The sequence below is a fragment of the Acinetobacter sp. FY683 genome (genome assembly GCF_059515885.1).
Window position 1 is genome coordinate 165,058 of record NZ_JCAKNA010000003.1, and the last position, 15,017, is coordinate 180,074.

General features: G+C 36.0%; 14 protein-coding genes. 5 read left to right on the forward strand and 9 right to left on the reverse strand.

The annotated features are described in order from the left end of the window. Positions 1–47 precede the first annotated feature (47 nt). Both AC5YDH_RS02845 and fabR read right to left on the reverse strand, forming a co-directional pair. A complete protein-coding gene (locus AC5YDH_RS02845) occupies positions 48–449 on the reverse strand; it encodes a PaaI family thioesterase (RefSeq protein WP_496116795.1) in 402 nt (133 codons plus the stop codon). A 597-nt stretch (positions 450–1,046) separates the two neighbouring features. Further along, entirely contained in the window at positions 1,047–1,727 is a 681-nt protein-coding gene (fabR, locus tag AC5YDH_RS02850) for an HTH-type transcriptional repressor FabR (RefSeq protein ID WP_496116772.1), read from the reverse strand. Positions 1,728–1,882: 155 nt separating this feature from the next. Here fabR and AC5YDH_RS02855 point away from each other — a divergent pair, with 155 nt between their 5' ends. After that, entirely contained in the window at positions 1,883–2,953 is a 1,071-nt protein-coding gene (locus tag AC5YDH_RS02855) for a flavin reductase family protein (protein WP_496116773.1), read from the forward strand. Positions 2,954–2,965: 12 nt separating this feature from the next. Next, the gene (locus tag AC5YDH_RS02860; RefSeq protein ID WP_496116774.1) at positions 2,966–4,060 is read left to right on the forward strand and encodes a fatty acid desaturase family protein; all 1,095 of its coding nucleotides are present in this window, start codon (positions 2,966–2,968) and stop codon (positions 4,058–4,060) included. Between the two features lie 55 nt (positions 4,061–4,115). On the opposite strand, the gene AC5YDH_RS02865 is transcribed toward AC5YDH_RS02860, so the two are convergent. Further along, positions 4,116–4,763, reverse strand: coding sequence for an HAD-IB family hydrolase (locus AC5YDH_RS02865; protein ID WP_496116775.1), 648 nt, complete (start codon positions 4,761–4,763; stop codon positions 4,116–4,118). Continuing rightward, entirely contained in the window at positions 4,730–5,932 is a 1,203-nt protein-coding gene (locus AC5YDH_RS02870) for a DUF1615 family protein (RefSeq protein WP_496116776.1), read from the reverse strand. Before AC5YDH_RS02870 ends, AC5YDH_RS02865 begins: the two co-directional genes overlap by 34 nt. 81 nt (positions 5,933–6,013) lie before the next feature. Between AC5YDH_RS02870 and dusB the strand changes: the two genes are divergently transcribed. Continuing rightward, a complete protein-coding gene (gene dusB / locus AC5YDH_RS02875) occupies positions 6,014–7,039 on the forward strand; it encodes a tRNA dihydrouridine synthase DusB (RefSeq protein WP_496116777.1) in 1,026 nt (341 codons plus the stop codon). A gap of 39 nt (positions 7,040–7,078) precedes the next feature. Here dusB and AC5YDH_RS02880 read toward each other — a convergent pair whose 3' ends face one another. Beyond that, the gene (locus AC5YDH_RS02880; protein ID WP_496116778.1) at positions 7,079–8,122 is read right to left on the reverse strand and encodes an NAD(P)H-dependent flavin oxidoreductase; all 1,044 of its coding nucleotides are present in this window, start codon (positions 8,120–8,122) and stop codon (positions 7,079–7,081) included. Positions 8,123–8,370: 248 nt separating this feature from the next. On the opposite strand from AC5YDH_RS02880, the gene AC5YDH_RS02885 reads away from it, so the two are divergent. Both AC5YDH_RS02885 and AC5YDH_RS02890 read left to right on the forward strand, forming a co-directional pair. After that, complete coding sequence (locus tag AC5YDH_RS02885) at positions 8,371–8,886, forward strand: hypothetical protein (RefSeq protein WP_496116779.1); 516 nt, start codon at positions 8,371–8,373, stop codon at positions 8,884–8,886. Positions 8,887–9,340: 454 nt separating this feature from the next. Further along, on the forward strand, positions 9,341–10,633 hold the full coding sequence (locus AC5YDH_RS02890) for a dicarboxylate/amino acid:cation symporter (RefSeq protein WP_496116780.1): 1,293 nt from the start codon (positions 9,341–9,343) through the stop codon (positions 10,631–10,633). 386 nt (positions 10,634–11,019) lie between these two features. Here the strand turns inward: AC5YDH_RS02890 and AC5YDH_RS02895 are convergent, their stop codons facing one another. The 4 genes from AC5YDH_RS02895 to ahpF form a co-directional block, all read right to left on the reverse strand. After that, positions 11,020–12,231, reverse strand: coding sequence for a YeeE/YedE family protein (locus tag AC5YDH_RS02895; protein WP_496116781.1), 1,212 nt, complete (start codon positions 12,229–12,231; stop codon positions 11,020–11,022). A gap of 127 nt (positions 12,232–12,358) precedes the next feature. Further along, positions 12,359–13,060 (reverse strand): VIT1/CCC1 transporter family protein, encoded by a 702-nt coding sequence (locus tag AC5YDH_RS02900; RefSeq protein ID WP_496116782.1) that lies wholly within the window; start codon positions 13,058–13,060, stop codon positions 12,359–12,361. 121 nt (positions 13,061–13,181) lie between these two features. After that, a complete protein-coding gene (locus tag AC5YDH_RS02905) occupies positions 13,182–13,493 on the reverse strand; it encodes a hypothetical protein (protein WP_496116783.1) in 312 nt (103 codons plus the stop codon). 187 nt (positions 13,494–13,680) lie between these two features. Continuing rightward, a partial coding sequence (gene ahpF / locus AC5YDH_RS02910; protein ID WP_496116784.1) for an alkyl hydroperoxide reductase subunit F occupies positions 13,681–15,017 on the reverse strand: 1,337 nt, incomplete at its 5' end.

Sequence of the window (15,017 nt, forward strand, 5' to 3'; positions counted from 1 at the left end):
CGCAAATTAAACTTAATTTAGCGCTCAAAATATTATTGATAAATAGGCTAACTACGAAAAATCATACATGTGGCAGTCGCATGAGCAAAGAGTTTTCCATCTTTATCAACAATTTTTCCTTCTGCTATTCCTAAGCTTTTACTTATATTAATAATATCGCCATAAGCAATGAGTTCTTGATTGAGTGGAATAGGGCGACACATTTTTACATTCAGATCTATTGTGCCATAACCAACACCAGCTTCAAGCATTGAAAAAACAGCACAACCTGTCACTGAATCTAAAACAGTTGCAGCAAAACCACCATGAACACCACCTAATGGGTTGATATGTCGCTCATTTGCTTTAACGCTGAAAACAACGTGTCCTTGAGTTACTTGTCCAGCAATCATAGGGATTGTTAGGCTCATTGATGGTGGCGGAATAGTGCCATCACACATCGCTTGCATAATTTCTAGACCAGACAGTTCCTTTACGTTCACTTTTATTTCCTTAATATTTATAGATGATTTTTAAAATATATCTACATACTAGAATAAGGAAATAAAAAGATAATGGTCAATTGGTTTGTATGAGCTTTAGAGTCTAGACATATACGTTTTATCAAAAGTATCGAAGGAATTAAGTATCTTTAGTGAAATTTCTTCACCTGTTGCAGAGCTTGCAGATGTGTGTTGTTGATTCACATTAATGATATCAATATTTAGGCAAAAGGTTCTTTTGCTTTCAATAACAATAAACTGTGGAGAGTGTTTTTTTAAGCATTTTGCGATATATCGGTTTAAACACTTAGTTTTGTAGACATCAATGATTTGGTAACGCATGGGAGAGGCTTTACGGTCAATGTGATGGATATTTTAAAGTGTGAATAATAAAGTATCTATAGTTCTTAAGTATCAAAATGTACAAAGCTTATGGTGAATTCATATAAGGCATATATGGTCTATGAAAATAAAAATAGAACTGTCATGTGAAATAATTAAGATGAAAAAAGCCTTAATTTAATCATTAAGGCTTTATTTAAGAGTTTTTAGGATACTCGCTGTTTAACGAATTTTTGCATCATCCAAATGGCGTGAACCTTCTAAGATCATTCGAATCATAATCATGGTTTGTTCAGCAATTTCTTTACGTTGTTCTATAGGCATTTCAATGACTTTAGCACCCATATTAAACACAAGTTGGGTAATCGCTTTGGCAACAATTTCAGGATGCATGAGTTTACTATTATTTTCTTTTTCTAAGCGAATAAGATCATCACGTAACTCTTGTTCAAAATAGTTCAGTTGGTGTTCTACTGCTAATTTATAAGAATGAGAACCTGTATAACCTTCACGTAATAAAAGGCTTAAATTACCTTCATCAGCATTAAGTTGTTCAATAAATACTTCAACAGATGTACGAATAATACTGCTTTGTTGTGATGCCTTTAAACGTGCTTGATGCAAAATTTTACGTAATACACCACCAGAGCGTTCAATAAGTTCAATTGCTAATTCATCAATATCTTTAAAATGGCGGTAAAAGCTATTAGGTGCAATGCCTGCTTCACGTGCAACTTCACGTAAACTTAATGATGCAATACTTTTTTGTGGACCAATTAAATTAAGCGCAGCTTGGAAAAGTTCTTCTTTTGTAATAGTTGCTTTACGACCAACTGTACGTGCAGGAATTGTTTCCTGTACATTTTTTGCTTCATGCAAAGTAGCGTCATTGCTTGTTTTCATTAGTGGTTTAATCATAAATTGGGTTGTAAGGTCGCTTTAACTTATTATAACCATTACGACTACACTTTGAAATGATTGGATACAATACATGTATATATACAAATATATATACATGTGTATAATAATTAAAAATTCAAAGGCGTGGTGTACGAACTATGCATGCAATCGAAAAAACGAAATCTCCTCTATCTACATTAGTTGATGTGGTGATTGATCCATATTCAACAAATTTCTGGCTTCAAAAATTGAACCCTTTGTGGTCTGTAAATCAGGCTTTAGGTTCAATTGTGAAAAAAGAAGTTATTGCAAATGACACAGTTGCTTTAACGATTGAATTTAATCGTAAATTTAGCGTGGGTGAAGCAGGACAGCATCATCCAGTATTTATTGTGGTAAATGGAATTCGTTACGAACGCACTTATAGTTTGACGCAGGTTGATGCTAAAAAAGTATTACTTGTGGCTAAGAAAGTTGAAAATGGTGTGGCGAGTTCTTGGTTGTTAGAACAGTCCAAAGTTGGAGATATTCTAGAGTTTGGTCGTCCATATGGTGACATGCTCCTTCCAAAAGATCATTCATCTTTAATTTTGCTTGCTGCGGGTAGTGGTATCACACCTATGTATAGCTTAATTCGAGCTTTAGTGGTTTCAGCTAAAATTAAAACCATGCCAGTGACATTATTGTATTGGGTAAAAACTCAAGCGGATGTTGCTTTTAAGGCAGAGTTTGAAAAACTAGCAGCACAGTATGAAAACTTCAAAGTTACATTTTTTTATACGCAAGATATTGAGCAAGCTGCTGCACGTTTAAATGAATCGCATCTACAAACATTAGACAATATTGAGCAGAGCACGGTATATGCATGTGGACCGTCAGGTTTTACTGCAAATGTTGAATCGTTATTTGCTCATGCTACAAATGTAAAAACAGAAGCATTTAGCATGACACCTGTTTTACATGATGAAGTTGGATTTGTGAATGTGACGCTCACACAGTCAAATAAAATTGTTGCAATTCCGAAAGGTCAGCCAATTTTATTAGGCTTAGAGCAACAGAATATTAAGCCTAAACATGGTTGTCGTATGGGTATTTGTAATAAATGCGCATGCAATAAATCGGAAGGTTCTACTAAAAACTTGGTAAACGGTTCGCAAAATAACGAACCAGGCAATTTACTTAAAATTTGTGTTAACTCGGCACAAACTGACTTAGTTATAGATTTATAAGAGGCTATAAATATGAATATGCCAGTAAAACTTGAATATTTTAAGAACCCTAAAAATCGTGAATTAACTCAGGCTGAGCAAGATGAGTTGGCACGTGAACTTGATGCTATTCGCCAAGAGGTCTTAGATGATTTAGGCGAAAAAGATGCAAAATATATTAACCGTGTATATTCGACAGTGAAATACTCAGAAATTGCTGGTCGTGCATTGTTGTTTGCAGGATGGTTTCCGCCAGCATGGTTATTAGGTACAGGTTTACTTGGTTTTTCTAAAATCATGGAAAACATGGAATTAGGACATAATGTTATTCATGGTCAATATGATTGGATGAATGATCCTAAGTTTGATGGTACAAAATACGAATGGGATATTGTCGGTACAGCAGACGATTGGCGTCAAACGCATAACTACAAACATCATACTTATACCAATATTAAAGGTATGGATGATGATATTGGTTATGGTGTACTGCGTTTATTCCCAGAACAGCGTTGGAAGAAAGGTTATTTATTACAACCGCTTTATAGCATTCCATTCTGTTTACTGTTCCAATGGGGTGTTGCAATACAAAATCTTGAAATTGGTAAATACTTGAAAGGACGTATGAGCAAAGAAGAGTTTAAATCACGCTTTGCTCCTATGAAAAAGAAAATGACTAAGCAATTGGTCAAAGATTATGTATTCTTTCCTGTGATTGCAGGTCCTGCGGCATTACCTGTTTTAGCTGGTAACTGTGTTGCCAACGGTATTCGTAATATTTGGACGTTCAGTATTATTTTCTGTGGTCACTTTACTAAAGATGTTGAAGTGTTTTCCAAAGAGGTACTGCAGAATGAAAGTCGTGGTCACTGGTATATGCGTCAAATCCGTGGCTCTTCAAACTTAACAGGTTCTGAAGCTTTCCATATTCTGACGGGTCACTTAAGCCATCAAATTGAACATCATTTATATCCTGATATTCCTGCGCGTCGTTATCGTAAAATGGCGCCAAAAGTGCAGGCAGTATGTGAAAAATATGGCTTAAATTACAATAATGCGAGCTTGGTTAAGCAATATGGCAGTGTAATTAAACGTATTGTGAAATATGCGTTCCCATTTAAAAAGTAAGCTTATAAAGTTTTAAAAAGCTACTGTAAATCAGTGGCTTTTTTTTATGTGTGGTTTAAGCCAATTGTTTAGTTTTTTCTAATATAGGAAGTTGAGTGCTTTTGCCAACATAATGTGAGTAATGTGCCAAATTAAGCATGGCAAGATCTTCATCGCTATTGCCATAAGCATAAACATGTTGGTATTGGCTAAGTTTGTATTGTTTTAAAAGGCGGTTGGCTTTTTCTTGGTTGCTACAATCTGGTGTAGTGTAGCTTCCAGTATATTGCCCATTTTGTATTTCAACATGTGAACAGATGAAGTCAATATTAAGGTATTTAGCCACATATTTTAAATAAATATCGATTGTTGCAGAAACTAAAACAACATCATCTCCTAAGCTTTGGTGATCCCGTAGTCTGAGTAATAGTTCAGGATTATAGTTTTTTGTAATATGGTGGGCATATTCTTCGGCAATTTTTTCAATGGTATTTACATCGGCATTTTTAAACATCGCCTGAAATAACTTTGGACGCATCGCATGAGCAGGATAGGCTTTTAAATAATAAGCCTGAATCCAAGGTAAAATTTTAAACCCTTGCGTTATGATGTGCTTTTTTGAATGTGTATAGAAGATGAACCCTGTGAAACTATCTTTCTTGTACAGGGTTCCATCGAAATCAAAAATCGCTAAATTTTTATATTTCTTGCTTTTCTCATGCATGTTTCAAAGCGTCCATTTACACGTGAAGCAAACCAATTTGTATTGTAGTCACGACTGAGTTTAGGGCCTGTAATAACAACTTCAGGCATAATCGCATAGATTGGTTCTTTGTTTGTCGCTTCTTTATAAAGTTTGCTAACCGCGGCATAGGTTGCGGTGTCTTCAAAATCCTGATCTTTTTCTTTTTTCAAATCTGAACGTATTTGGCGCGGTGTTATGAGAACATTATTTTTGGAAAACACGTTAATAAGTTCACGTTCAGACTGACTTTGAACCGATTTTGGATCACCATCTTTATTGTAAAGAAGTAAGTCACCATCTAAATCAAGTTTTGTTGTGGTTAAGTCATTGAGCATACTTTGGAATGCAGCATTACGGCTAGAATAACGTCCAGAGTTGTAATCAGCAAAACGATATATCGGTTTGTCATAGCTAGCAGGGTACATCATTAAACGATGAATTCCATAATATAAACCGCCATATTGACTGTATAAATCGGTTCTTAAATCTGCCACGCTACCACTTTGACGCTTATGTTCTTTGGCATAACCAATATGAACTTGCATAGAACCTAATGTTGTAATCGGGTTCATCTTCTCGCCAATATCTTGTCCTACTAATTTTGCAGCGCCTGTTAAAGCACTAACGTGATAGTGTTTAGACATATAGTCAAAAATTTCACGGTAAAGTTCATCAAGTTGGCGTTCCGTTTTAACTCGACGCATTTGGCTTAAATAGTTGTCTTCAGGACTTGGCTGATTTTTTAAAACATCTTGGAAGTAGCCTGCAATAGGTGTTCCAATAGTATCACCAAGTTTGTCAGTAAATTTTTCTTCTAAGCGTTCTTGTACTTCTTTAACTGCTTTTGCACCTAAGCCTGAAACTTCTGGATCTGCATGGAAATTTGATTCCTGATCGACCACAGCAATAATAGAACACATATTTTCTTTGGTTTGTGGAATACCAAACTGTTCAGCAATATCATAAATATCTTTAGACCAAGATTCACGGTCGTTTACACGATTTGGAAGTAATCGTTTGAGTTGTTCTTGTTTTAATGTCGGTTCATCACTTGCCCACCAAGAGCCATTGCCACACGCTGTTAAGGCAATTGAAAAGGCTAAAATAGATACAGGTTTAAGCACTGAACTAAACACTTTTTCTTTCATATATGGAAAACTCGTTCACAGGTGATGAGCTAATAGGGGAGATGCAGTATACTACGCAAGTCCTAAAAGTTAAGAATATATATGTATATTGGTCCTTATCAACTGTCAAATAATTTGATTGTCGCTCCTATGGCAGGTGTGACAGATCGTCCATTTCGAACACTATGCAAGTACTTTGGTGCAGGGCATGCTGTGAGTGAAATGATGACGTCAGATAAGACCTTACGCATGAGTAAGAAAAGCTTATATCGTGCCAACTTTGATGGTGAACTAGCGCCTATTTCTGCCCAAATTGCAGGCTCAGATCCTGCCGACTTGGCTGAAGCTGCACGTTATCAGGTCGCAAATGGTGCACAAATTGTAGATATCAACATGGGATGCCCTGCAAAAAAGGTTTGTAATAAGCTTGCAGGTTCGGCATTGCTTCAAGATGAAGATTTAGTTGCCCGTATTTTAGATGCTGTTGTGGCAGCTGTAGATGTGCCAGTGACATTAAAAACCCGTTTGGGTTATTTAAATGGTCATGAAAATATTATGCGAGTAGCGAAACGTGCGGAAGAAGCAGGTATTGCTGCGTTAGCTTTACATGGTCGTACTCGTGAAGATATGTATTTAAATACGGCACGTTATTCTTTAATTAAAGATGTTAAAGACATGCTGAGCATTCCAGTTATTGCCAATGGTGATATCGATAGCCCTGAAAAAGCCAAATATGTCTTGGATTATACAGGTGCTGATGCTGTCATGATTGGTCGTGCTGCGCAGGGTCGACCTTGGATATTCCGTGAAATTGGACACTATTTAAAAACAGGTGAGCATTTAGCTGCACCAAGTATTCAAGAAGTGAAAGATGTTTTGCTTGGACATTTGTCTGAACTTTATGAGTTTTATGGTGAATATTCAGGATGTCGTATCTCTCGTAAGCATATTGCATGGTACACAAAAGGGTTACGTGCAAGTAATGAGTTTCGCCAAAATATGTATAAGGTAGAATCGACGGTCGATCAATTTAAAGTTGTGGAAGATTACTTTAATAATTTACTTGCTCATGGTGAAATTATGAGTGATGTTCAAGTTGAACACGTGAATTTACTTGAAACGAAATAAAGTAAAAAGCTTCTCTAATAGAAGCTTTTTTATTACAGCTTAGTTTATATTCATTTCAAGAATAAGCTGATTTATTAAATCGGGTGCTTCTAGTTTACGAATTTGTGCAACATGAGCACCAGCCCAAAATGCACCATAGTCATGATCGCCGTGTTGGCTTGCAGCAGCATGTAACTGCTTTGCTAAATCATAAGTGTATGGATAAGGAGGAACCAGAGGTCGATTGGGTGTATCTACTTCTTTATGCCAATGGTTGATTAAACCACGAGCAGGGCGGCCTGAAATACTTGCTGTAATTTGAGTAAGCGGTTGGTTAAATAAAGCCTTACGATAAGCTTCATTTGCATTAGATGTTTTACATTGAACAAAAGCAGTTCCTAGCTGTACGCCATCTGCACCTAAATCTAGAAATTGTTTCGCTTGATGACCATTCATAATACCGCCTGCTGCAACAATAGGCAGAGTGCAGTGTTGTTTAATAAGCTGAACTAAGTCGCTTGTACGTATTGAAGCATCAAAATCCTCATTGAAAATACCACGATGCCCACCTGCTTCAATACCTTGAGCAATAATGATATCAATGCCAGCATGTTCAATAACTTTAGCTTCTGCAAGATTGGTTGCAGATACCATAGTGATAATTCCAGCATCTTTTAATGCCTGAATTTGATGAGCATGTGGCAAACCAAAATGAAAACTAACAGCTTTAGGTTTTGTTTCTAATACTAAATTTAAAAAATCATCGTTATCTTTAAAGCTAGGATAAATACACTGCAAAGCTTGAGGGGCTTTTACACCATATTTTGCAAATTTATCTTGAAGTGAAGTAATCCATTGAGTGGCAACATTTTCATCGACTAATGTGCTGTTGTGACAAAAAAAATTAATTTGAAATGGATGATCGGTGAGTTCTTTTGTTTTTATAATTTGTTGTCGAGCAGATTCAACCGAGCTTGCACCTAAACCTAATGCACCCAAACCACCTTGACTTGAGACTTCTGCTGCTAGCTCTGGAGTAGATACGCCAGCCATAGGGGCAAGGAAAATGGGGTGTCGAATGCCGAGGCGTGTAAGTATATCCATTGAATGTCTCCTTTTTGAATACTTTGCCCAAGCTCGCAAAAATAGGCAAATAATATTCAATATTTACTTTAAAAATACAGCAGTAAACATTTAGAGAGATTGGTTGGTTGTTGGAATAAAAAGTGAAAATGTTGAATTTAAATTGGTTGGTCACATGTTGTGAATAAAAAGAGTATTTAAATAAAGCATGATCTTGAATGTTTCAGGCATAATGATTTTGAAATTAAATAAATGTTGGTGATTGAAATATGAAGCCGTTGCTTTGGGCGACTTTAATTGCAAGTGTGGTTTTTACAGGTTGTTCGAAAACTGAAGATGCTAAGCCTATTGTGAATGCAAGCCAGTATAAGGTGGACAGTGCAGAGGCCTTACAAAAGCGTTTTGTACAATTAAATGAAAATTTTGCTGTAGATTTTAAGAAATTCAAACAAACGGAAAGTGTTGCTTTTGCACATCAATTTCCATTAGATGTAAATGATTTGAAAACCTTAAATATGCATTTAGTTGCGAGTACATCTTTAAAACCAACTAAAATTGCATATTGTGATTTGATGAATGGTTACTTTGCTGAAATGTACCGTTTAGGTCATTACAATTTACAGCTAATAAATGATATTAAATTGCCGAATGCTGACAAAGAAAATCTTCAACAGGATTTTTCATCGGTAGATTCTTTTTATGATTTTATTTTAAATCGATACACAACCTATCGCCAAGTTCAACAAGTAATGGGTTATGGTTGTAATTTAAAAGCAGCATTGTAATTACATTTTTAAAAAGTCTATCATTGATTGATAGACTTTTTTGTATAACTATAAATTAAGAAAATAATACTGATAAAGAGGATGTAAAAAGTCCTTTAATATTTCTGACAAATATTCACTTGTTGTGGTTTTTTATTTAAATAATTAAGCATCTGTATTTTATGTGTTAATAGATTTTTTATATGAATTATTTTGTTTAATTTATAAACATTGTTGGTTTTGCTACCTTAATTTTTTAACCACTTTTTGATTTAATTTTGTACTGTATTTTTTTAAGATATTGTAAATTAACGATATTTTTAATCTAAATACTAGACTAAAGGCTTAGATCTATTACTATCATTGGATATAACTTTTCATTAAAATCCCCGCAGTTATTTTTTTGTGGTTATTGTTTATAGTTACTGTAAGCATATAGCGTTTAAATGTTTTAGATTTTGTGAAAGGGTCTCCCATGGATATTCATGCAGATGAGCATGCTCAGCCGCCTAAAAAACAAAAGTTCTATCAAGTTTTATATGTGCAAGTAATTTTTGCAATTCTTGCGGGTATTGCATTAGGTCACTTTGCTCCTGAATTTGGTGAAAGCTTAAAACCACTTGGTGATGCATTCATTAAGCTTGTAAAAATGATTATTGCGCCTGTGATTTTCTTAACGGTAAGTACTGGTATTGCTGGTATGACCAATATGGGGTCTGTAGGTCGTGTAACAGGTAAAGCAATGCTTTATTTCATTACATTCTCTACCTTGGCACTTATTGTTGGTATGGTTACTGCCAATGTCATTCAGCCAGGTAAAGGTTTGAATATCGATCCTGCACATCTTTCTGGTGATAAAGTAGCAACTTACGTTGAAAAAGCACATGATGCATCTATTGTAGATTTCTTCATGAATATCATTCCAAAGACTTTGGTGAGTCCTTTGGTTGGTGGCGAGATTCTTCAAGTATTATTTGTTGCTGTATTATTTGGTTTGGCTGTTGCTAGTGTTGGCGAAAAAGGCAAACCTATTACAGAATTCTTAAATCATTTAACTGCGCCAGTATTTAAACTTGTAGGCATGTTAATGAAGTTTGCTCCGATCGGTGCTTTCGGTGCGATGGCATTTACTATTGGTGCATACGGTATTTCAAGTATTGGTAACTTAATGTTATTAATCGCAACGTTCTACATTACATCTTTACTTTTTGTATTGGTTATTTTGGGTGCGGTAGCGAGATATAACGGTTTCTCAATTATTGATTTAATTCGTTATATTAAAGATGAATTATGGCTTGTATTAGGTACATCTTCTTCAGAAGCTGCGTTACCTACGCTTATGAATAAGATGGAAAAAGCAGGCTGTGAAAAGTCAGTTGTTGGTCTTGTTGTTCCTACGGGTTATTCATTTAACCTTGATGGTACGAATATTTACATGACTATGGCAGCATTATTTATTGCACAAGCATGTAATATCGACTTAACGATTGGCGAACAAATTACTTTGTTATTAGTTGCTATGATTAGTTCTAAAGGTGCAGCAGGCGTAACTGGTGCAGGCTTCATTACTTTAGCGGCTACGTTATCTGTTGTTCCTGCGGTTCCTGTAGCAGGTATGGCATTAATTCTTGGTATTGACCGCTTCATGTCTGAATGTCGTGCATTAACTAACTTAGTAGGTAATGCGTGTGCAACTATTGTTGTAGCTCGTTGGGACAATGCTTTAGATAAAGAAGTATTAGATGAAACTTTAAAAAAGAAAGCTTAATCTAAGAATTTTAAAAAGCCCCTCGGGGCTTTTTTTGTGAAAACTTATTGTTTATATATCATTAGATTTATCATTGAAATCATATATTGCAATGAAAAAAGCAATATAAAAATAAATCCATTTAATAATACCTCCTATAATTTTTTTTCTGCACTAAAAAAAATAGTTGCTATTTTTCCAACGATAAAAAAAGTTATAAATAGAATAATCATTAATAGAATTTTAAATATAAAAGATTTTTTTCATTTTTTGATTTTTAAATTATTGAGCGTGAAATTTTACATAAATTTAAGAGTAGGTTGTGTTGCGATTGGGTCGTGATAAAAATCTATTTTAGTTAGAAAAAGCCCATCATGAGATGGGCTTTTAAAAATTGAATTTCTAAGTTAACAACCAGTCAGTTGTTCAGGTTTTGGTTTTTCACCAGGGAAGAAAATAGGGCGAAGTTTTACACCAATTCCATTACCAATAAATGCGAAAATCAACCATAACCAACCGTGTAAGCTACCAGAAGCAATACCGCTGAAATAAGCACCAATGTTGCAACCATAAGCTAAACGTGCGCCATAACCTAACAATAAACCACCAATAACAGCTGCAATTAAAGAGCGCTTTGGAATATTGAAGTTTGGTGCAAACTTACCTGCAAGGCTTGCTGCAAATAAAGCACCAATCATAATCCCGAAGTTCATCATTGAGGTAATGTCGAACCAAAGTGACTCAGTTAGTGCTTTTGCATTGCCGGGTTGTTGCCAATATGACCATGATGCAACATCTACACCCACAAAACTTGCAGATTTAGCTGCCCAAACAGCAAGTGCAGAAGTTACACCCCACGGACGACCTGCAAGTGCAAGTGTTGCAAAGTTAAGAAGGGTAAGGATGATACCGCCCCAAATTAAAGGCCAAGGGCCACGAATAAAGCGCTTCCAACCTTGATGTTCATTTTTTGGTTCAACTTCAAGTGAACCATGACGTTTTTTCTCTGCAAAAACTGTGATTGCGGCAATAACAGCAAATAAAACAAAGTTTAGAATTAAAGCAGGAGCAACCCCTAAGCTTTTTACAAGAGAAATAGGTTCTAAATGAGGAAGTGCAAACCACCAGCCAATGTGTGAAGTTGCAATTAAAGAGCCTAGACAGAAGAAGAACAGCGTTACGATCATACGTGCGCTACCACCGCCAACGGTGTAAAGCGTACCAGAAGCACAACCACCGCCTAATTGCATGCCAATACCAAAGATAAAAGCACCAATCATTACAGACATTGAAACAGGACTTACATTTCCTTTTACGGGATTACCAAATAACTCACCAACACCTAAGGCAGGAAAGAAAAGTAAAACAGCAAAAGCAAGCATAATCATTTGAGCTCGTAAGCCACGACCACGACGCTCTTTAATAAACACACGCCAGCTAGAAGTGAAGCCGAATGATGCGTGGTATAAAGTCATACCTAAAGCACCACCAATTAAAAATAATAGTGCTTGATTTAGACCGACAACTTGATAAGCACCAAGCGTACCTAGAATTAAAAGTAAAAAAGCCATCCAAACCGATGTATTCGATCGATTTGCTGGCGCAGCAATAATTGACATGGGAGAAACAAATACAACTAAAATAGTTGGGATTATTTTAATTAGATTTGTTTTGGAAAAGTGTTATTTCTTCCTGAATATAACTGATGTATTAAATCAGTTATATTGATAACTATTAATTGATGAATTAAAAAGAACTTACATCAAAAAAAGAGCCGATTAAGCTTGCAAATGCCATGGCAATAATTCCCCAAATCGTGACTCGTAAAGCACCTCGGATAACTGATGTTCCTGCAAAATAGCTTGATATTGCACCTAAAACTGTTAAGGATAAAACTCCTACGATCATAACAGTTTTATCGACTAAGCCTTCTGGACTTAGCAGAATGGCAAACATCGGAAAAAGAGCACCTAAAGAAAATGCAAGGGCAGAAGAGCCTGCTGCCTGTAAAGGATTTGCAGATGTATTTTCATGAATACCAATTTCATCGCGTGCATGTGCTTCCAAAGCATTGTGAGCTGCCAATTGAACAGCAACTTCATGTGCTAAATTGGGGTCTAAGCCACGTAATACGTAAATATGCGTTAGTTCTTTAAGTTCTAAGTCTGGGTTTTTCTCTAACTCTTTACGCTCTGTATGTAAGTCGGCTTCTTCAATATCTACTTGAGATTTTACAGAGATATATTCACCTGCAGCCATAGAGCTTGCACCTGAAATTAATCCTGCAATACAAGTAATAAGTAAAGTTTGAGTAGAGGCACCGCTTGCTGCCATACCCATAATCAGGCTTGTTACAGAAATAATGCCATCATTTGCACCTAAAACTGATGCTCGAAGCCAACCTGCACGTTGAATTAAATGTTTTTCATGGTGATGTGAATAAGACATTACATTACTCTTATTGTATTTTGTGACACCACTTTAGCGATAATGTTGATGAATATGCAATTGATATAACATTTAAATATAAAAAATAAGCCCCTAGAAAGGGGCTTATTTAAAGAATGGATTATTGTTGAACTTTTTCTTTAACGTCTGCAGCGCCTTTCTCAACAGCATCAGCTACATGAGCTGTTGCATCTTTAATATCAGCAGCGGCATCTTTAGTTGCAGCATCAATTTTAGCAACAGCAGTGTCTGTGGCAGCTTTAGTTTCAGATGTAGCGTGATCTGTTGCAGTTGCAATATCTTGAGTTGCTTGAGATGCAGCATTTTCTAAATGCTCCCCAGTAGTTGCACCTGTTTCAGGTGCTTTATCTTTGTTACAGCCTACAAGAGCAACAGTAGCAACAAGACCTAAAGCAAGAAGTAACTTATTCATTTTGATTTTTTCCTTTTGTTATACCCAGTTATGGGTGAGTTCAAAATATAATCTAATTTTCTTTAATAAAAATATCTATAATTGTTTACAAAATGTAACCTACATTGAGTAAAACTTCTATTAAAAAAAAGGCTTAGCTATTTTATAGCTAAGCCTTTTGTAATAACTTTACAGTTAAAAGTGAATATTATTGACCTGAGCGAATAATATAATCAAAAGCAGATAGAGAAGCTTTAGCACCTTCACCTGTCGCAATGATAATTTGCTTGTAAGGAACAGTTGTACAGTCACCTGCAGCAAATACACCTTTTACATTAGTTTCATTACGGTCGTTAATCACAATCTCACCACGGTTTGAAAGCTCAACAGCAGTTTCTTTTAAGAAGTCTGTGTTTGGTAACAAACCAATTTGTACAAAGATACCAGCAAGCTCAACCGTTTTAATTTCATCTGTTGCACGGTCTTTATATTTAAGTGCAGTTACTTGTGAACCATCACCCACCACTTCTGTAGATAACGCATTCTTAATGACAGTTGTGTTTGGCAAGCTATTTAATTTGTCTTGAAGGACTTGGTCAGCACGTAATTTAGTATCAAACTCAACCAATGTTACGTGTTCAACAATACCCGCAAGGTCAATCGCTGCTTCTACACCTGAGTTACCACCACCAATCACAGCAACACGTTTGCCTTTGAATAATGGACCATCACAGTGCGGGCAGTAAGCAACACCACGTGTACGGTATTCTTGCTCACCTGGAACATTCATTTCTCTCCAACGTGCACCTGTTGAAAGAATCACTGTTTTAGATTCTAGTTTTGCGCCATTCTCTAAAGTGACTTCAACTAAGCCATTTGCTGTTTGATCTGCACCTTTAATGTCAGATACACGTTGTAAGTTCATGATGTCTACACCATATTCACGAACGTGTGCTTCCATTTCAGCAGCAAATTTAGGACCTTGAGTTTTTTGTACTGATGTAAAGTTTTCAATATCCATAGTATCCATAACCTGACCGCCCATGCGTTCAGCGACGATACCTGTACGAATACCTTTACGTGCAGCATAAATTGCAGAAGTGTTACCTGCAGGACCGCCACCAATCACCAATACATCAAATGCTTCTTTTGCATTTAATTTCTCAGCATCTTTTGCAGCAGAATTTGTATCTAACTTCGCAATAATTTCTTCCAAAGTCATACGACCTTGACCAATGTGTTCACCATTTTGGAATAACATTGGAACTGCCATAATTTTGCGTTCTTCAACTTCGTCTTGGAAGAATGCACCATCAATCATGGTTGCAGTTGTACCGGGATTGTTAATTGCAATTAAGTTAAGCGCTTGAACAACGTCAGGACAGTTATGGCAGCTTAAAGATACAAATACATCGAAGTCAGCAGTTAGGTTTAAACCTCTAATTTGAGCAAGAACTTCATCAGAAACTTTAGGTGCGTAACCTGATACTTGTAACAATGCAAGAATCAAAGAAGTGAACTCATGTCCCATTGGTAAACCAGCAA

Coding starts and splice junctions, on each gene's coding strand:
- AC5YDH_RS02855 (WP_496116773.1), top strand. CDS start 1,883: ATGCATGCAATCGAAAAAACGAAATCTCCTCTATCTACATTAGTTGAT.
- AC5YDH_RS02885 (WP_496116779.1), top strand. CDS start 8,371: ATGAAGCCGTTGCTTTGGGCGACTTTAATTGCAAGTGTGGTTTTTACA.
- AC5YDH_RS02865 (WP_496116775.1), bottom strand. CDS start 4,763: ATGCATGAGAAAAGCAAGAAATATAAAAATTTAGCGATTTTTGATTTC.
- AC5YDH_RS02895 (WP_496116781.1), bottom strand. CDS start 12,231: ATGTCAATTATTGCTGCGCCAGCAAATCGATCGAATACATCGGTTTGG.
- AC5YDH_RS02890 (WP_496116780.1), top strand. CDS start 9,341: ATGGATATTCATGCAGATGAGCATGCTCAGCCGCCTAAAAAACAAAAG.
- AC5YDH_RS02900 (WP_496116782.1), bottom strand. CDS start 13,060: ATGTCTTATTCACATCACCATGAAAAACATTTAATTCAACGTGCAGGT.
- fabR (WP_496116772.1), bottom strand. CDS start 1,727: ATGAAAACAAGCAATGACGCTACTTTGCATGAAGCAAAAAATGTACAG.
- AC5YDH_RS02860 (WP_496116774.1), top strand. CDS start 2,966: ATGAATATGCCAGTAAAACTTGAATATTTTAAGAACCCTAAAAATCGT.
- dusB (WP_496116777.1), top strand. CDS start 6,014: ATGTATATTGGTCCTTATCAACTGTCAAATAATTTGATTGTCGCTCCT.
- AC5YDH_RS02870 (WP_496116776.1), bottom strand. CDS start 5,932: ATGAAAGAAAAAGTGTTTAGTTCAGTGCTTAAACCTGTATCTATTTTA.
- AC5YDH_RS02905 (WP_496116783.1), bottom strand. CDS start 13,493: ATGAATAAGTTACTTCTTGCTTTAGGTCTTGTTGCTACTGTTGCTCTT.
- AC5YDH_RS02845 (WP_496116795.1), bottom strand. CDS start 449: ATGCAAGCGATGTGTGATGGCACTATTCCGCCACCATCAATGAGCCTA.
- AC5YDH_RS02880 (WP_496116778.1), bottom strand. CDS start 8,122: ATGGATATACTTACACGCCTCGGCATTCGACACCCCATTTTCCTTGCC.